This is a genomic window from Micromonospora sp. NPDC004336, assembly GCF_053602615.1.
On record NZ_JBSGDY010000135.1, the window covers coordinates 1 to 18058 of the forward strand.

The 18058-nt window shown below is 73.8% G+C and carries 17 protein-coding genes; 14 read left to right on the forward strand and 3 right to left on the reverse strand.

All coding sequences use genetic code 11. The features are described from left to right. The 7 genes from infB to ACWENR_RS23185 all read left to right on the forward strand — a co-directional run. Window positions 1-2201: translation initiation factor IF-2 (infB, locus tag ACWENR_RS23155; protein ID WP_452279069.1), on the forward strand; the 2201-nt coding region annotated here is incomplete at its 5' end. A gap of 87 nt (window positions 2202-2288) precedes the next feature. Next, window positions 2289-2582 (forward strand): DUF503 domain-containing protein, encoded by a 294-nt coding sequence (locus ACWENR_RS23160; RefSeq protein WP_091096658.1) that lies wholly within the window; start codon window positions 2289-2291, stop codon window positions 2580-2582. A 155-nt stretch (window positions 2583-2737) separates the two neighbouring features. After that, window positions 2738-3217, forward strand: a complete 480-nt coding sequence (gene rbfA / locus ACWENR_RS23165) for a 30S ribosome-binding factor RbfA (RefSeq protein ID WP_452279070.1) — start codon at window positions 2738-2740, stop codon at window positions 3215-3217. A 92-nt stretch (window positions 3218-3309) separates the two neighbouring features. Then, window positions 3310-4296, forward strand: coding sequence for a DHH family phosphoesterase (locus ACWENR_RS23170; RefSeq protein ID WP_452279082.1), 987 nt, complete (start codon window positions 3310-3312; stop codon window positions 4294-4296). 84 nt (window positions 4297-4380) lie between these two features. After that, window positions 4381-4788, forward strand: a complete 408-nt coding sequence (locus ACWENR_RS23175; protein WP_452279071.1) for a hypothetical protein — start codon at window positions 4381-4383, stop codon at window positions 4786-4788. Beyond that, entirely contained in the window at window positions 4788-4997 is a 210-nt protein-coding gene (locus ACWENR_RS23180) for a DUF6186 family protein (protein ID WP_452279083.1), read from the forward strand. Before ACWENR_RS23175 ends, ACWENR_RS23180 begins: the two co-directional genes overlap by 1 nt. Window positions 4998-6249: 1252 nt before the next feature. Further along, complete coding sequence (locus ACWENR_RS23185; RefSeq protein WP_452279072.1) at window positions 6250-7578, forward strand: MATE family efflux transporter; 1329 nt, start codon at window positions 6250-6252, stop codon at window positions 7576-7578. A gap of 163 nt (window positions 7579-7741) precedes the next feature. Here ACWENR_RS23185 and ACWENR_RS23190 read toward each other — a convergent pair whose 3' ends face one another. Beyond that, window positions 7742-8812: a hypothetical protein gene (locus ACWENR_RS23190; protein WP_452279073.1), complete on the reverse strand. Its 1071-nt coding sequence runs from the start codon at window positions 8810-8812 to the stop codon at window positions 7742-7744. 275 nt (window positions 8813-9087) lie between these two features. Here ACWENR_RS23190 and truB point away from each other — a divergent pair, with 275 nt between their 5' ends. The 7 genes from truB (at window position 9088) to ACWENR_RS23225 (ending at window position 16839) form a co-directional block, all read left to right on the forward strand. Next, window positions 9088-9972, forward strand: a complete 885-nt coding sequence (truB, locus tag ACWENR_RS23195) for a tRNA pseudouridine(55) synthase TruB (RefSeq protein WP_452279074.1) — start codon at window positions 9088-9090, stop codon at window positions 9970-9972. 64 nt (window positions 9973-10036) lie between these two features. After that, window positions 10037-10966, forward strand: coding sequence for a bifunctional riboflavin kinase/FAD synthetase (locus ACWENR_RS23200; protein ID WP_452279075.1), 930 nt, complete (start codon window positions 10037-10039; stop codon window positions 10964-10966). A gap of 179 nt (window positions 10967-11145) precedes the next feature. Next, on the forward strand, window positions 11146-11415 hold the full coding sequence (rpsO, locus tag ACWENR_RS23205; protein WP_043962418.1) for a 30S ribosomal protein S15: 270 nt from the start codon (window positions 11146-11148) through the stop codon (window positions 11413-11415). A gap of 222 nt (window positions 11416-11637) precedes the next feature. Further along, window positions 11638-14016, forward strand: coding sequence for a polyribonucleotide nucleotidyltransferase (locus ACWENR_RS23210; RefSeq protein WP_452279076.1), 2379 nt, complete (start codon window positions 11638-11640; stop codon window positions 14014-14016). A gap of 49 nt (window positions 14017-14065) precedes the next feature. After that, on the forward strand, window positions 14066-15490 hold the full coding sequence (locus ACWENR_RS23215; protein ID WP_452279077.1) for a M16 family metallopeptidase: 1425 nt from the start codon (window positions 14066-14068) through the stop codon (window positions 15488-15490). A 42-nt stretch (window positions 15491-15532) separates the two neighbouring features. Then, entirely contained in the window at window positions 15533-16306 is a 774-nt protein-coding gene (gene dapB / locus ACWENR_RS23220; protein WP_452279078.1) for a 4-hydroxy-tetrahydrodipicolinate reductase, read from the forward strand. A gap of 50 nt (window positions 16307-16356) precedes the next feature. After that, window positions 16357-16839: a GNAT family N-acetyltransferase gene (locus ACWENR_RS23225; RefSeq protein WP_452279079.1), complete on the forward strand. Its 483-nt coding sequence runs from the start codon at window positions 16357-16359 to the stop codon at window positions 16837-16839. A gap of 13 nt (window positions 16840-16852) precedes the next feature. On the opposite strand, the gene ACWENR_RS23230 is transcribed toward ACWENR_RS23225, so the two are convergent. After that, window positions 16853-17233 carry a VOC family protein gene (locus tag ACWENR_RS23230; RefSeq protein ID WP_452279080.1) on the reverse strand — a complete coding sequence of 127 codons (381 nt, stop codon included), beginning with the start codon at window positions 17231-17233 and terminating at the stop codon, window positions 16853-16855. Window positions 17234-17288: 55 nt separating this feature from the next. Further along, a partial coding sequence (locus ACWENR_RS23235; protein ID WP_452279081.1) for an RNA polymerase subunit sigma-70 occupies window positions 17289-18058 on the reverse strand: 770 nt, incomplete at its 5' end.

Genomic DNA, 18058 nt, shown 5'->3' on the forward strand with positions numbered 1-18058 from the left:
ATCCGCCCGGAGCTTCGGCGGATGGCCCAGTGGCCGCGTACCGTCGGCCGGCCGGGTCAGCGGCTCAGGACGGTGGTGCCGTCGGCGGCGGCGGTCCCGGTGGCGGCGGCGGTGGCGGTGGCTTCCGCGGCGGTCCCGGTGGCGGCGGCGGTGGCGGCGGCTACCGTGGCGGTCCCGGTGGCGGCGGCGGTGCCCCCGGTGGCGGTTTCCGTCCGGGTGCCCCGGCCGGCGGCGGTGGTCGCCCCGGTGGCGGCGGTCGTGGCCGTGGCGGTGGCGCCGCGGGCGCCTTCGGGCGTCCGGGTGGCCGGCCGACCCGTGGTCGCAAGTCCAAGAAGCAGCGCAGACAGGAGTTCGACAACCTGTCGGCCCCGACCATGAGCTCGGGTGCTCCCCGGGGTCAGGGTCAGGTCATCAGGCTCTCCCGTGGCGCCTCGCTGTCGGACTTCGCCGACAAGATCAACGCCAACCCGGGTTCGCTCGTCCAGGAGATGTTCAACCTGGGCGAGATGGTCACCGCGACCCAGTCCTGCTCCGACGACACCCTGCTGCTGCTGGGTGAGCACCTCGGCTTCAACGTGCAGATCGTCAGCCCGGAGGACGAGGACCGCGAGCTGCTCGCGCAGTTCAACATCGACCTCGACGCCGAGGTCGCGGAGGACCGCCTGGTCAGCCGTGCGCCGGTGGTGACCGTGATGGGTCACGTCGACCACGGTAAGACCAAGCTGCTCGACGCGATCCGCAAGGCGAACGTCGTGGCCGGCGAGGCGGGTGGCATCACCCAGCACATCGGCGCCTACCAGGTCCACGTCCCGCACGAGGGCGAGGACCGGGCGGTGACCTTCATCGACACCCCGGGCCACGAGGCGTTCACCGCCATGCGTGCCCGTGGTGCCCAGGTGACGGACATCGTGGTGCTGGTGGTGGCGGCCGACGACGGCGTGATGCCCCAGACGATCGAGGCGTTGAACCACGCCAAGGCGGCCGACGTGCCGATCGTGGTCGCGGTCAACAAGGTCGACAAGCCGGAGGCCAACCCCGACAAGGTCCGCCAGCAGCTGACCGAGTACGGGCTGGTCGCCGAGGAGTACGGCGGCGACACGATGTTCGTCAACGTGGCGGCGAAGCCGGGCATCGGCATCGACGACCTGCTCGAGGCGGTCCTGCTGACCGCCGACGCGTCGCTGGAGCTGACCGCTCCGATCGACGGGCCGGCGCAGGGTGTGGCCATCGAGGCGCACCTGGACAAGGGCCGCGGTGCGGTGGCGACGGTGCTGGTGCAGAAGGGCACCCTGCGGGCGGGCGACTCGATCGTCGCCGGCGGGGCGCACGGCCGGGTCCGGGCGATGCTCGACGAGAACGGCAACCAGGTCGCCGAGGCGGGTCCGGCCCGTCCGGTCCTGGTGCTCGGTCTGACCGCGGTGCCGGGTGCGGGTGACACCTTCCTGGCGGCCGAGGACGACCGCACGGTGCGCCAGATCGCCGAGCAGCGGCAGGCACGGCGGCGGGCGGCGGCGTTCGCCAACTCCCGTGGCCGGGCCACCCTCGAGACGCTCATGGAGCAGCTCAAGGAGGGCGAGAAGACCTCGCTCAACCTGGTGCTCAAGGGCGACGTCTCCGGTTCCGTGGAGGCGCTCGAGGACGCGCTGTTCAACCTCGACATCCCGGAGGAGGTCCAGCTCAGGATCATCCACCGGGGCGTGGGCGCGATCACCGAGAGCGACGTCATGCTCGCGAGCGCCTCGTCCGAGGCGGTCACGATCATCGGCTTCAACGTGCGGGCCGCCAACAAGGTCCGCGAGATGGCCGACCGCGAGGGCGTGGAGATCCGGTACTACACCGTCATCTACCAGGCCATCGAGGAGATCGACGCCGCGCTCAAGGGGCTGCTCAAGCCGGAGTACGAGGAGGTCGAGCTGGGCAGCGCGGAGATCCGCGACGTCTTCCGCTCGTCCAAGGTCGGCAACATCTCCGGCTGCATCGTCCGGTCGGGTGTCATCCGGCGCAACGCCAAGGCGCGCCTGCTGCGCGACGGCTCGGTGGTGGCGGACAACCTCACCATCAGCTCGCTCAAGCGGTTCAAGGACGACGCCACGGAGGTCCGCGAGGGCTTCGAGTGTGGTCTGACCCTGGGTGGTTACAACAACGTCCAGGTCGGCGACATCATCGAGACCTTCGAGATGCGGGAGAAGGCTCGCGCCTGATCCGGTGAACCACTGATCGAGGGGTTTACGCCGAAAGGCGTAAACCCCTTGATCATGTGGGGGTCCGGCCGGGTATCGTCCGGGGCGATGTTCACCGGAACCGCGGTCTTCGACCTGCTGCTGCCGGGCGACTCCCGGTCGCTCAAGGCCAAGAGATCATACGTACGCCCGATCGTGGCGGCCCTGCGCCGTTTCGAGGTCTCGGCCGCCGAGGTCGGGGCGCTGGACCTGCACGGTCGGGCCGAGATAGCCGTGGCCGTGGTGGCCGCCGAGGCGTCGCACGTCCGCGAGGTGCTGGACTCCTGCGAGCGCCTGGTGGCCGGCCGGCCGGAGGCCGAGTTGCTCTCCGTGCGCCGGCGGCTGTACGGCGAGGAGGACTGACCCGCCGGGCGCCGACGCGTGGGCGCCGGGGCGGGTGACGGGGCCGCGCGGCGGCGCTCGGCGCGCGGGTAGTGTTCGAGATGTTGGCCGGTCGGCTCCGGGGGCGCTCCGCGTCACCGTGCCGGCCGGGAGCGGGACGCCGTGGAGGTGGCGATATGTCGGATCCGGCCAAGGTACGCCGGCACGCGGAGCGGGTGCGTGAACTGGTCGCGTCGGTGGTGCGCAGCCAGATCAAGGACCCCCGGCTCGGCATGATCACCATCACCGACGCCCGGATCACCGCCGACCTGCGCGACGCGACCGTGTTCTACACGGTGCTCGGCGACGCGGCGGCCCAGGCCGGCACCGCCGCCGCGCTGGAGAGCGCCAAGGGCATGCTGCGCAGCACGGTCGGCAAGGCACTCGGGCTGCGGCACTCGCCGACCCTGACCTTCGTCCTCGACGACGTGCAGGACCAGGTCAAGCACATCGACGACCTGCTCGCCCAGGCCCGCAACGCCGACGCCGAGGTGCAGCGGCTCGCCGCCAAGGCCGAGTACGCGGGCGAGGCCCAGCCGTACCGGCTGGAGGAGGACGAGGACGAGGCCGCCGACGCCGAGGACGAGACCCCACCCCCGGGCGGGGACCGGCAGTGACCGGATCCGCCGGCGGCCCGGCCGGTGGCGCCCTCACCGAGGCGACGTCACCGGCCGACCCCGGCCCGACCGAGGCCGAGTGGGCGGCGGCCGTGGCGGCGGTGCGGGCCCTGCCCCCGGACGGGCGGGTGCTGCTGATCTGCCACGTCAACCCCGACGGCGACGCGCTGGGCAGCATGCTCGGCTTCGGCCTCGGGCTGCGCCGGCTGGGCGTACGGCGGATGCAGGCGACCTTTCCCGGCCCGCCGGAGGTGCCGGAGCCGTTCCGCGAGCTGCCCGGGCTCGACCTGCTCGTGCCGGCGACCGAGGCGTACGCCGATCCGGAGCTGGTCGTCTGCTTCGACGCGGCCAGCGAGTCCCGGCTCGGCGAGCTGGTCGACCGGCTGACCACCGCCGGCGACGCGCTGGTGCTCGACCACCACGCGTCGAACACCCGCTTCGGCCGCGTCAACCTGGTGGACCGGCACGCGGCGGCGACCTCGGTGGTCGCCGAGGGGCTGCTCGCCCGGCTCGGCGTCGACCTGGACGCGGCCATCGCGGAGTGCCTCTACGTCGCCCTGAGCACCGACACCGGCTCGTTCCGGTTCGAGGCGACCACCCCGGCGGTGCATCAGTTCGCGGCGCGCCTGCTCGCCACCGGCATCCGCCCCGGCGACATCTCCCGTCGGATCTTCGACACCCGGCCCTTCGGTGCCGTGCGCCTCTTCGGCGAGGTGCTCGGCCGGGCGCGCCTGGAGCCCGCCGCAGCCGCCGGGCACGGCATGGTCTGGACGTACGCCACCCAGGACGACCTGGCCCGGCACGACCAGCGGCCGTACGTGCTCGAGGCGCTGATCGACTCGGTCCGGTGCACCGCCGAGGCCGACGTGAGCTGCGTGGTCAAGCAGACCGCGGCCGGCGACTGGGCGGTGTCCATGCGCAGCAAGGGCGCGGTGGACGTGAGCCGGGTGGCGGTCGCGCTGGGCGGCGGCGGGCACCGCTTCGCCGCCGGGTTCACCGGTCGGGGCACCGTCGACGAGGTCGTCGACCGGATCCGCGCGGAGCTCGACGGCGCGCTGACGGGGCCCGGCCGGCCCTGACGGGCCCCGCGGCACCGAAGATCAGGGTCAGCTCCGGGGAGTGTCCGTCTTTCCGGGGCCGGCGAGTACGGGGAGAATCGCGGGATGGAGCAGCCCCACGAGCTCACCGTCGAGGCGCCCCGCGCCTGGGACCGTCCCGCCGTCACCGTGCCGGTGCTCGTCTGCCTCTCGCTGGTCGGGGGCCGGTTCCCGTCGTTCTCGACGGAGGCCAACCTCTGGACCCTCGGCACCGGCGGCGTACTGATCTGGCTGGGCCTGAGCAACCGGGTGCCCCGGCGGCCCGCGCCCCGGCGGCTCGGCGCCCCGGCGGCCTGGTGGGCGCTGCCGGTGGTGGTCTTCGGGGTCTTCGAGGGCACCACGTTCGTCATGGCGGCGGGGGACGAGTTCCCCACCTTCTCCCGGCTGGCCGATCCGCTGCTGGAGGACCGGCTGGTCCGCTCGGCGGCCTGGCTGGCCTGGCTGTCGGCGTTCTGGGGGCTGGTGCGGCGATGATGCGTGCACTGGCGATCGGCGGCTTCCTGGCGGCCCTGGCGCTCTTCGCGGCCGTGGAGTGGGCCGCCCGGCGGGAGGGCTCCCGGATCCCGACCCTCGGCGAGGTCTGCGCATACGTCATGCGCTACGAGGTGGGCCCGGTGCCGGTCGGCCGGATCGGGCTGTTCGGCTTCTGGTGGTGGCTCGGCTGGCACTTCCTGGCCCGCTGACCGCCGACCCGCATCCCCCGATCGTGGGCGGCGCCCGCCCGACGGACCAACGTGAGTCCAGATCGCGGGAACCGTGGGCAGCATGTGGACCTGAACGATAGCTTGGGAATCGGCCGGCGTCGTGTGGCGGCGCCGGTCGTGGGCGGTGCTGCCACACCCGGCAACACCTCCCTCCAGGGTCGATCGACCCGGGCTCACGCTGCCCACCAGCCGCTCCGGTAACCCCGGACCGCTGTCGGGCGCTCAGCACGCCGCCCGTGAGGGCCGCCGTCGTGTCGGTGGCCCGCGCCCTGGAAGGGGACCACCATGCCGAACAAGCCCAAGCCCGAGACCACCGACGAGGCCCGCGAGCAGATGCGCCGCGCGCTGCAGACCTCGATGGACACCCGCCAGTAACCCAGACCGACCGGCGCTGCGCTGATTGGCGTTGCCAGGCTGGACTGGCGTTGTGCGCTGGGACCGGGGTTGCGCGCTGGACTGGCGTTCAGCGCCGGCTGGCCTTCCGCGCTGATTGGCCTTCCGCGCTGGGCTGGCGTTTCGCGCTGGGCCGGCGTTTCGCGCTGGGCCGGCGTGGCGCGCTGGACTGGCGTTCAGCGCCGGCTGGCGCTCCGCGCTGATTGGCGTTTTGCGCTGGGCCGGCGTGGCGCGCTGATTGGCGTGGCGCGCTGGACTGGCGTTCAGCGCTGGTCGGCGCTGACACCGCCGGGGTGTGGCGACCGCGGTTCCGCCTTGATCGGCACGATGGGCGATCTCGCGACTCCCGTGCTGGTACCGCACCGCCCGTTGACGGCCGTGGACATCGACGGCGGGTCGTCTCGACCGGCCCGACCGCCGAGTCCACCGCCTTCCTGGCCGATCTTGGTAGCTAATGGCCCCTCCAGGGGCACTTTCCTGCCAAGATCTACCGCCACCCCCGCCACCCCCGCCACCCCCGCCAGCCCTCCCGCCAGCCCACCTCGCCTCCGGCCGGCCCGCCGCCCGCCGCCCGCCCCCTTCGCCGCCGTCCGTCACGTCCACCCCCGTCCGCCATCCGCTGCCTGCCTTGGGTCGGGCTGTTGGTGTCCGGGCTGCTGTCGATGCCGTCGCCGGCGCGCGCCCGTTGGGCGAGGAAGGCGAATCGTCCGCGACATCAGTTGCACAGCGTCGACGGGATGTGGCCGTCGTCGAGGATCACACCTGTCCTCCCGACGGACTGCGGTAAGCGGTCACGTATCTTGCGATCCTTACGGCGGGCGTGCCATGATCGGCGACGATGAGTCAGCCCACCGTCACCGATGCCCGGACCGCGGCCGCGCCCCGCCGGATCGCCGCGCTCGCCCTGCCGGCACTCGTGGTGCTGGCCGCCGAACCGCTCTACGTGCTCGTGGACACGGCGGTCGTGGGTCACCTCGGCCGGGTGCCACTCGCCGCGCTCGCCGTCGGCGGCACGGTGCTGACCCTCATCGCCTGGCTCGGCACGGTGGTCGCGTACGGCACCACGGGGCGGTCGGCCCGACGGTTCGGGGCGGGCGATCGGGCTGCCGCCGTGGCCGAGGGCGTGCAGTCCTCGTGGCTGGCCCTCGGGGTGGGCGTGCTGGTCGCGGTCGGCATGCAGCTCGGCGGTGGGGCGTTGGCGCGTACCCTCGCCGGAGGGCCGGGCGAGGTGGCCGACGCCGCCGCGCAGTGGCTGCGGGTCGCGGCGCTCGGCGCGCCGGGCCTGCTGCTCGCCGCCGCCGGCAACGGCTGGCTGCGCGGCGTGCAGGACACCCGCCGGCCGCTGGCCTTCGTGCTCGGCCCGAACCTGCTCTCCGCCGTGCTCTGCCCCCTGCTGGTCTATCCGGTGGGGCTGGGCCTGGTCGGCTCCGCGGTGGCCAACGTGGCCGCCCAGACCGTCTCCGGCCTGCTCTTCGCCGGTGCGCTGGTCGCCGAGCGGGTCCCGCTGCGGCCCCGACCGCGGCTGATCGGGCAGCAACTGGTGCTCAGCCGGGACCTGCTGATCCGGGGCGTCGCGTTCCAGGCCAGCTTCCTGTCGGCCACCGCCGTGGCCGCGCGCTTCGGCGCCGCCGCCGTGGGCGCCCACCAGATCGCCCTGCAACTGTGGTTCTTCACCGCCCTGGTGCTCGACGCGCTCGCCATCGCCGCCCAGTCGCTGATCGGCGCCGCGCTCGGTGCCGGCGACGACGCCGGCGCGCGCGCACTGGCCCGCCGGATCGGGCTGCTCGGCGGCGCCTGCGGCGTGGCGTTCGCCGTGGTCATCGCCGCCGGCGCCGGCGTGGTCCCCGGCCTGTTCAGCTCGGATCCGCAGGTACGCGACCAGGCGATGGTGGCCTGGCCGTGGTTCGTGGCGATGCAGCCGCTCGCCGGCGTCGTGTTCGCCCTCGACGGCGTGCTGATCGGCGCCGGCGACGTCCGTTACCTGCGCAACCTGACCATCGTGGCGGCCCTCGGCGGCTTCCTGCCCGCCATCTGGCTGGCCTACGGGTTCGACCTCGGCCTCGGCGGCATCTGGGCGGGCCTCACGCTGTTCGTGGTGATCCGGCTGGTCGCGCTGCTGCTGCGGCTGCGCTCGGGCGGCTGGGCCGTGGTCGGCGCGGTCCGCTGAGCCCCAGCGCCGCCGGGGTGCGCTGACGCTGAGCGTCAGCGCCGCCGGGGTGCGCTGACGCTGAGCGTCAGCGCGGCCGGGTGCGCTGACGCTGAGCCTCAGCGCCGCCGGGTGCGCTGACGTTCTTGGCAGCGCCGCCGGTCGGCGCGGTGCGCTGAGGTCCTCAGCAGCGCCGGGTGGTCGGCTGCGGCGCGTCCAGGTCGAAGACGTCGCCCGGGTCGCCGCCGGGCGGGCGCTGGCCGTGCACCTCCGGAATCCAAGGGATCACGTCGAGCCAACCGTCGCCGTGCCGCGAGCAGTCGGCGTTCCAGGTGATCATCTTGGCCGAGTCCAGCCACAGGCCGCGCGACGACGCGACCACGTCGGCGGGATAGGGCACCTGCCACACCACCCGGTCGCGAACCGCCACCACCCCGGCGCCCGCCGGCGCCCGGCGCACCACGTCGAACGGGTACGCCCAGACGAACTCCGTGGTCACCTCCAGCACCCGGATCCCGTCCGCGCTGGTGGCACGGTAGGCGATCCGTCCACGGGCCCGGGGGTCGTCGGCGACCCGCACCTGCGACCCGGTGCGGGTGGCGAAGGTGAGCATGCGGCCGTTGTCGAGCGACGGCCGCAGCCGCTCGCGGGCGTCCGGAGCAAGCAGGGCGAGGAACGGTTCCGTGTCCCCGACCTGCATGTGCAGGTCCAGTCGGCTCTCGATCAGGGCCCGGCGGACCGAGTCGAGGGCGGCGCGCACCTGGGACGTGCTGAACGGCCCGGTGGCCCTGGCCGGCGGGAGCACGATCGCCTTCTCCCCGACGGGGAAGGCCGCCGCGGGGGTGCCGGCGAAGTGGTCCCGCGGCGTGCCCACGGCACTGGTCGGCCCGGGAGTCGCGTCCGTCGCCTGCTCGGGCGTCGCGCCCGCCGGCCGCGCGGGCGTCGCCTCGCGGTACCCGTCCGCGACCCGGTCGACCCACCACGCGCCGCCGGCCACCATCAGCAGGGCCAGCGCCAATCCGAGGCCGATCGTCAGCGGACCGTTGTGACGGGCCCAGAAGAACCGTGGCCGGTCCAGCCCGGTCGGTTGGTGCTCCGACTCCGGCGGTCGCATCCAGTCCGGCAGCCGCACGGGCGTGACCTCGGCGAAGGCCGGGCCGGGTCGGCTCTCGGCCGCGCCGGCGGGTGACGTCGGGACGTCGACCGGATCCTGGCCGGCGGTCCCGGGGGTGTCGGTGGGTGGGTCGGTCCGCATGTGGTTCCCGTCAGAGGTCGTCGCGCAGCGACAGGCAGAGGAGGTGGAGGGCGCCGCCGGCCGGGGCGATCGTTCCCGTCGAGGTGAGCAGGAACACGACTCCCACGGCCTGAGGAGGAGACGGACGATCTTCGCACCCCACCCGCACCCGCCGTGGTCCCGTACGGCCCCGTGGCGGTGACGCCGTCCGACCGGTGGAGGCGGAACCGGCCGTCCACCCGACCCGCGTACGGCGGCGGTGGGGGCTCCGAGGCGGTCTGGCAGGCTTGGGTGTCGTGAGCGCAGACGGTCTGATCGTGGTCGACAAGCCCGGCGGCATGACGTCGCACGACGTGGTGGCGCGGATCCGCCGGTTGGCGCGGACCCGCCGGGTGGGGCACGGCGGCACCCTCGACCCGATGGCGACCGGCGTGCTGGTGATCGGGGTCGGCCGGGCCACCCGCCTGCTCACGTACGTGATCGGCGCGCACAAGAGCTACACGGCCACCGTCCGGCTCGGTCAGGCCACCGTCACCGACGACGCCGAGGGCGACGTGATCGCCACCACCCCGGCCGGGCAGGTCACCGACGAGGCGATCGGCGCCGCCCTGGCCGCGCTGACGGGCGAGATCGACCAGGTGCCGAGCGCGGTCAGCGCCATCAAGATCAACGGCCAGCGGGCGTACAAGCGGGTCCGCGAGGGGGAGAGCGTCGAGCTGCCCGCCCGCCGGGTCACCGTCTCCCGGCTGGACCTGCTGGCCGTGCGCCGGGACCGGCCCGACGTGGTGGACGTGGACATCGACGTGACCTGCTCCTCCGGGACGTACATCCGGGCCGTCGCCCGGGACGCGGGCCTGGCGCTCGGGGTGGGCGGGCACCTGACCGCGCTGCGGCGTACCGCCGTCGGCGGCTTCACCCTCGCGGAGGCCGCCACCCTCGACGACCTGGAGCGACGCGCGCCCGAGGTCGTGGGCCTGCCGCTGGCGGAGGCGGCCGGCCGGTTCTTCGCCCGGCGCGACGTCGGCGCCGACGAGGCGAAGGTGCTCTCCCACGGCGGGCCGCTCGACCCGGCGGGGATCCCCGGTCCCTACGCGGTCTTCGGCCCCGACGGCGGGCTGATCGCTATCGTCAGCGAGCGGGACGGCCGGGCCCGCGCGGAGATCGTGCTCGCCCCCGCCTGACGGCGGGGCGGATCGTGGGACCGGCGGCCGGCGCGGCCCGCCGGACAGGCAGGGGAGGAGCGCAATGCAGCGGTGGCGGGGGTACGACGCGGCGCCCGGTGGCTGGGGACGGTCGGTCGTCACCATCGGCGTCTTCGACGGCGTGCACAAGGGGCACCAGGCGACCATCGGGCACGCCGTGGCGCGGGCCCGGGAGTTGGGCGTGCAGTCGGTGGTGGTGACCTTCGACCCGCACCCGGCCGAGGTGGTCCGCCCCGGCTCGCACCCGGCGGTGCTCACCGAGCCCGCCCGCAAGGCCGAGCTGATCGAGGCGCTCGGGGTGGACGTGCTCTGCGTGGTGCCCTTCACGCCGGAGTTCTCCCGGTTGCCCGCCGAGGCGTTCGTGCACGACGTGCTGGTCGAGCACCTGCACGCCGCCCTGGTGGTGGTGGGGGACAACTTCCGCTTCGGGCACAGGGCCGCCGGCGACGTGGCGCTGCTGGAGCGGCTGGGCCGCACCTTCGGCTTCGGCGTCGAGGGGGCCCCGCTGGTCGCCGAGGCGGGCACCGTCTTCTCCTCGACGTACATCCGCTCCTGCGTCGACGCGGGGGACGTGGGGGCCGCCGCCGCGGCGCTCGGCCGCCCGCACCGGCTGGAGGGCGTGGTGGTCCGCGGCGACCAGCGCGGCCGCGAGCTGGGCTTCCCCACCGCCAACCTGCTCTGCCACCGGTACGCGGCGGTGCCCGCCGACGGCGTCTACGCGGCCCGGCTCGTGCGCCGGGGCCACCCCGAACCGCTGGCGGCGGCGGTGTCGGTCGGCACCAACCCGACCTTCTCCGGCCGCGAGCGGCGGGTGGAGGCGTACGTGCTGGACTTCTCCGGCGACCTCTACGGCGAGCGGCTGGCGCTGGACTTCGTGGCGCACCTGCGCGGGCAGGTCCGCTACGACGAGATCGAGCCGCTGATCGCCCGGATCGAGCAGGACGTGGAGCGCACCCGGCGGGCCCTCGGCTGACGCGTCGCGCCCTTGACCGGCCGCCCCCGGGCCGTGCTGGTAGTCTGGCGGGGACGTCGGCTGACCGACGTGGGGCCTCGCGTGCCTGCACGACGCCGCGGGTGCGAGGTGCCGGTCCGTTTCCGGTCTCCTGACCAATCCGACGGACACCATCGAACAACCCACGAAACAGGGAGAACATGGCGCTCGACCAGGAAGCCAAGGCCAAGATCCGCGCGGAGTACGCGACCGCCGAGGGCGACACCGGTTCGCCGGAGGTGCAGGTCGCGGTCCTCACCAAGCGGATCGCCGAGCTCACCGAGCACCTGAAGGTGCACAAGCACGACCACCACAGCCGCCGCGGGCTGCTGCTGCTGGTCGGCCGTCGCCGTCGGCTGCTCAACTACGTCCAGAAGAAGGACATCAACCGCTACCGGTCGCTCATCGAGCGGCTCGGTCTGCGCCGGTGACGTGACGGGGGAGCGGCCTGCGGTCGCTCCCCCGTTCCGGTACCACTGAAGAAACGGGCCGTGCGACCACCCGACAGGGAGCCGGTCAGCGTACCGGTCTCCGGTAGTGGCCCCCGGGCACCCCGGCATCTCGCCGGCCACCCGGGCGCTTCGATCGAAGACCGGCCGTCTGAGCAGCTCCCCGCGTCGTGGGCCCCCGATGCGAAGGAGCACGACAGCACCATGACCGAGACCAACCTCGGCACCGAATCCCGCACCGCCGTGATCGACAACGGGTCCTTCGGCACCCGTGAGATCACCTTCTCCACCGGCCGGCTGGCCCGCCAGGCCGCCGGCTCCGTCGTCGCCCAGCTCGGCGAGACGGTCGTCCTCTCCGCCACCACCGCCGGCAAGCAGCCGAAGGAGCAGTTCGACTTCTTCCCGCTGACCGTCGACGTCGAGGAGCGGATGTACGCCGCGGGCCGGATCCCCGGATCGTTCTTCCGCCGCGAGGGCCGCCCCAGCGAGGACGCGATCCTCACCTGCCGGCTGATCGACCGGCCGCTGCGCCCGTCGTTCGTCAAGGGCCTGCGCAACGAGGTCCAGGTCGTCGAGACCGTCCTCGCGCTCGACCCGCAGCACCCCTACGACGTGGTGGCGATCAACGCCGCGTCGATGTCCACCAAGCTCTCCGGCCTGCCGTTCTCCGGCCCGATCGGGGCGACCCGGGTCGCGCACGTCGACGGCCAGTGGGTCGCGTTCCCGACCCTGGAGGAGCTGGCCCGGGCCACCTTCGACATGGTCGTGGCCGGCCGCTCGCTGCCGGACGGCGACGTCGCGATCATGATGGTCGAGGCCGAGGCGACGCCGAACGCCGTGACGCTGATCGCGGGCGGCGCGACCGCGCCGACCGAGGAGATCGTGGCCAGCGGCCTGGAGGCCGCGAAGCCGGCGATCCGCGAGCTGTGCCGCGCGCAGGCCGAGCTGGCCGAGGTGGCCGCCAAGCCCGTCACCGAGTTCCCGGTCTTCCTCGACTACCAGGACGACGTCTACGAGGCGGTGGCCGACCTGGCCCGCGCCGAGGTCGCCGAGGCCCTCCAGATCGCCGGCAAGGCCGACCGCGAGGAGGCCCTGGACCGGATCAAGGCCAAGGTCGCCGAGGAGCTCGGCGGTCGCTTCGAGGGCCGCGAGAAGGAGCTCGGCGCCGCCTTCCGGTCGCTGACCAAGTCCGAGGTGCGCAACCGGGTGCTGCGCGAGCAGGTCCGCATCGACGGCCGCGGCCCGCGCGACATCCGCCCGCTGACCGCCGAGGTCGGCGTGCTGCCCCGGGTGCACGGCTCGGCGCTGTTCGAGCGTGGCGAGACCCAGATCCTGGGCGTCACCACCCTCAACATGCTGCGCATGGAGCAGATGGTGGACACCCTGTCCCCGGAGAACCGCAAGCGCTACATGCACAACTACAACTTCCCGCCGTACTCGACCGGTGAGACCGGCCGGGTCGGCTCGCCGAAGCGGCGCGAGATCGGCCACGGCGCGCTGGCCGAGCGGGCGCTGATCCCGGTGCTGCCGTCGCGCGAGGAGTTCCCGTACGCCATCCGGCAGGTCTCCGAGGCGCTCGGCTCCAACGGCTCCACCTCGATGGGCTCGGTCTGCGCCTCGACGCTGGGCCTGCTCAGCGCCGGTGTGCCGCTGAAGGCGCCGGTGGCCGGCATCGCCATGGGCCTCATCTCCGACGAGGTCGACGGCAAGACCCAGTACGTGACGCTGACCGACATCCTCGGCGCCGAGGACGCGTTCGGCGACATGGACTTCAAGGTCGCCGGCACGCCGGAGTTCGTCACCGCGCTCCAGCTCGACACCAAGCTCAACGGCATCCCGTCGGACGTGCTGGCCGCCGCGCTGCAGCAGGCGTACGAGGCCCGGCAGACCATCCTCGGCGTGATGCAGGCGGCGATCGAGGGTCCGGCCGAGATGTCGGACCACGCCCCGCGGGTCACCACCGTCAAGATCCCGGTCGACAAGATCGGCATGGTGATCGGCCCGAAGGGGCAGACCATCAACGCCATCCAGGACGAGACCGGCGCCGAGATCTCCATCGAGGACGACGGCACGATCTACGTCGGCGCGACCAACGGCCCGTCGGCCCAGGCCGCGGTGGAGCGGATCAACGCGATCGCCAACCCGACGCTGCCGAAGGTCGGCGACAAGTTCCTCGGCACGGTGGTCAAGACCGCCGCGTTCGGCGCGTTCGTCTCGCTGCTGCCGGGCCGCGACGGCCTGCTGCACATCTCCAAGGTGGGCGACGGCAAGCGGGTCGAGAAGGTCGAGGACTTCCTCAACGTCGGCGACCGGGTCGAGGTCGAGATCGCGGACATCGACGCCCGCGGCAAGATCTACCTGGACAAGGTCCGCCCGGAGGGCGCCGAGGCGCCGGCCGAGGCCGCCGGCGGCGAGCGTCCGGCCGGCCGGGACCGCGACGACCGGGGCCCGCGCGACCGGGGCGACCGTGAGCGCGGCGGCGACCGGGGCGGTCGTGGCCCGGGCGGCGGCGAGCGCGGCGAGGGCGGCGGCGAGGGTGGCGAGGGCGGCGAGCGTCCGCGCCGCCGCACCCGACGCAGCTGACGCACCGCACCATCGCATCACCCACCCCTCGTCGATCTGGGAGCAACACGTGAGTCGGGCCGTCAGCGCGCCGTTTCCGCCGGATCGACGGGGGGTGGCGGCGTTCCCGGGTCCTGCGGGGGCGTCCCACCGCGCCGCCGGGACGGGCCGCTCCGGCGGCGCCTCCCGGGCGGTGACGAGGACGATCAGCGACGACCCGCTGGGCGGCACGGTACGCCGTACCGTGCTGCCCAGCGGTCTGCGCGTGCTGACCGAGGCGATCCCGGCGATGCGCAGCGTGTCGTTCGGCATCTGGGTGGCCGTCGGCTCCCGCGACGAGACCGGCCCGCAGGCCGGTGCCGCGCACTTCCTGGAGCACCTGCTGTTCAAGGGCACCAACAAGCGCAGCGCGCTGGACATCTCCTCCGGGATCGAGGCGGTGGGCGGCGAGACCAACGCCTTCACCACCAAGGAATACACCTGCTACTACGCCCGCGTGCTGGACGAGGACCTGCCGCTGGCCATCGACGTGATGTGCGACCTCGTCGCCGACTCGGTGCTGGACCCGGCCGACGTGGAGACCGAGCGCGGCGTGATCCTCGAAGAGATCGCCATGCACGACGACGAGCCCGGCGACGAGGTGCACGACCTCTTCGCCCGGGCGGTCTACGGCGACCACCCGCTGGGCCGGCTGATCTCCGGCACCGAGGAGACGGTCACCCCGATGACCCGGCGGCAGATCCAGAGCTTCTACCGCCGTCGCTACACGGCCCCGCAGATCGTCATCGCCGCCGCCGGCAACCTGGACCACGCCGCCGTGGTCAAGCTGGTCCGCCAGGCGCTGCGCGGCACCCCGCTGGACACCGACCCGGCGTCGCCGGCGCCGCACCGGACGAGCGCCCCGGCCGTACGCACGAAGCCCGCCACCACCCTGGTGGAGCCGAAGGAGACCGAGCAGGCGCACGTCATCCTCGGCTGCCCCGGCATCGACCGGCTCGACGATCGTCGCTTCGCCCTCGGCGTGCTCAACAACGTCCTCGGCGGCGGCATGTCCAGCCGGCTGTTCCAGGAGATCCGGGAGCAGCGGGGCCTCGCCTACTCGGTCTACTCCTACGCCAGCCAGTACGCCGACAGCGGCCTCTTCGCCGTCTACGCCGGCTGCGCGCCCGGCAAGGTGGACGAGGTGCTGCAGCTCACCCGGGCCGAGCTGGCCCGGGTGGCCGCCGACGGTCTCACCGAGGCCGAGGTGGCCCGGGGCAAGGGGATGAGCAAGGGCTCCTTCGTGCTGGGTCTGGAGGACACGGGCTCGCGGATGAGCCGGCTGGCCAAGGGCGAGCTGCTCTATGGCGACCTGATGCCCGTCGACGAGCTGCTCAGCCGCGTCGACGCCGTCACCGTGGCCGACGTCAACACCCTCGCGGCCGAGCTGCTGGGTCGGCCGATGTCGCTGGCCGTCGTCGGCCCGTTCGGGCGGGACGACTTCTCCGCCCGCTGACCGGCGGGGTGCGGGCGTCCCGATTGGGATAGGTTGTGCCCCGTGACTGACGAGCAGGAGAAGAGCGCGGACGAGCCGATCCGGGTCGGTGTGCTGGGCGCCCGGGGCCGGATGGGCGTCGAGGTGTGCAAGGCCGTGGACGCCGCCGGCGACATGGAGCTGGTGGCCATGGTCGACCAGGGCGACTGGCTGTTCAACGCCTCCGACGCCGGGGCCGAGGTGATGGTCGACTTCACCACCCCCGACGTCGTCATGGACAACCTGCAGTGGTGCATCGACCAGGGCATCAACGCGGTCGTCGGCACGACCGGCTTCACCGGGCAGCGGCTGGAGCAGGTGCGCGGCTGGCTGGCCCGCAAGCCCGGCGTGGGCGTGGTGATCGCCCCCAACTTCGGCATCGGCGCGGTGCTGATGATGCAGTTCGCCGCCCGCGCGGCCCGGCACTTCGAGTCGGTCGAGATCGTCGAGCAGCACCACCCCCGCAAGCTGGACGCGCCCAGCGGCACCGCCACGCACACCGCGCGGCTGATCGCGGCGGCCCGCGCCGAGGCCGGGCTCGGCCCGGCGCCGGACGCCACGAAGGACGAGGTCGCGGGCGCCCGGGGCGCCGACATCGAGGGGGTACGCGTGCACGCCGTGCGCGCCACCGGCCTCGTGGCGCACCAGGAGGTGCTCTTCGGCACCGTCGGCGAGACGCTGACCATCCGGCACGACTCGTACGACCGGGCGTCGTTCATGCCCGGCGTGCTGCTGGCCGTCCGGGCGGTCCGCAACCGGCCCGGGCTGACGGTCGGCCTGGACGCCCTGCTGGACTGACCGGGGCAATAGCGGTGGCGTGGTGCCCGGGCGGCCCCTAGGCTGCCCGGGTGATCGACTCCGGACTCCTCGACCGCGCCGGCCGCCGGGTGACCCTGCGCCCGGTCGACGACGACAACTGGCGGGCGGTGGCCGACGTCGCCCCCCGCGACGACCAGCGCGAATGGGTGGCGGCGCTGGCCGCCCGCTACCTGCTGCTGACCGAGCGCTCCGACGTGTGGAACTCCCTCGCCGTGTACGCCGACGAGACGGTCGCCGGGCACGTCATGTGGGGCGTGGACGACGACGGCTCGCGCTGGATCGGCGGCATGGTGATCGACGCGGCCCAGCAGGACCGGGGCGTCGGCCGGGCGGTCGTGCGCACCCTCGCCGCGTGGCTGGCCGACCAGGACGGCGGGCACCCCGTGCGGCTCTCCTACCACCCCGACAACGCCTCGGCCGCCCGGCTCTACGCCAGCCTCGGCTTCGTCCCCACCGGCGCGATGGAGGACGACGAGGTGGTCGCCGAGCTGCGCCCGGTCACCCCGGCCTGACCCCCGGCGGGCGTCAGCCGTCCGCCAGCACCGCCAGGATGTTGCCCGCCGGGTCGGTGAACCAGGCGATCGACGGCCCGTTGCCGCGCATGACGCCCTTCTCGTCCTGCGGCATGCCGGGGTAGCGCTCGAACCGCACCCCGCGCCGGGCCAGCTCGTCGACGGCCCGGTCGATGTCGTCGACCGGGAAGTTGAGCACCGTGTAGGTCGCCGGGGTGTGGTCGTCCTTCGGATAGACCAGGATGTCCCGGTCGCCGGCGACGTGCAGCGTCAGCAGGCCGCCCATCGCGTCGTCGCGCGACACCCGCAGGCCGAGCGTGTCGGCGTAGAACCGCTGCGCCCGGTCGACGTCGTCGACCGCGAAGCTGCTCATCGCCCTCGTGTCCGTGAACATGCCTCTCCTCCTCGTCGTGGCGTACGTGGGGGTGGACGGTCGGGCCGACCGGAACTCATCGCTCCGCGGGCCCGGGACGGGGGTCGCCGGGCCGGGGATCGAGGCGCGGCGGCAGGCCGAACACCGGGAACAGCTCCGGCGTCAGGAAGTGGGTGAGCCGCGTGATCCGGCCCGCCGAGGCGGCCGGCAGGATGACGCCGAACGGGCGGTGCCCGCCCGCCGGATCGGGGCGGTAGTGACCGAAGGCGGCGCCACCGTTGGCGGAGACCGGGACCAGCCGTGAGCCGCGGCACCCGGCGCCCGGACCGAGCATCCACCGGGCGATGTCGCCGGGGCCGCGCAGCCACAGCGCGAACGGCGGCATGCACTGCACCGCGTCCTCCCGCAGCAGCGCGACGAGCGAGTCGACGTCGTAGCGCTCGAAGCTGTCGACGTAGCGGTCGAGCAGGTCGCGCTGCCGCTGGTCGAGCGGCGCGCCCGGCACGTCCTCGCGGGCGGCCATCGTCGCGCGGGCCCGCTGGAGCGCGCTGTTGACCGCGGCGACGGTGGCGCCGGTCAATTCGGCGGTCTCGTCGGCCCGCCAGCGCAGCACGTCGCGCAGGATCAGCACCGCGCGCTGCCGGGGCGGCAGGTGTTGCAGCGCGGCGACGAACGCCAGCCGGACCGACTCGCGGGACTCGGCCACCGCCGCCGGGTCCCCGGCGGGCAGCACCGCCGCGTCGGGGGCGGGCCCTCGGCCCCCAACGCGTCGACCGGACCGAAGTCCAGCGACAACCTTCCGAACCGGCCGGTGCGCAGGGCTGTCACCAGCCCGGGCAGGGGCGT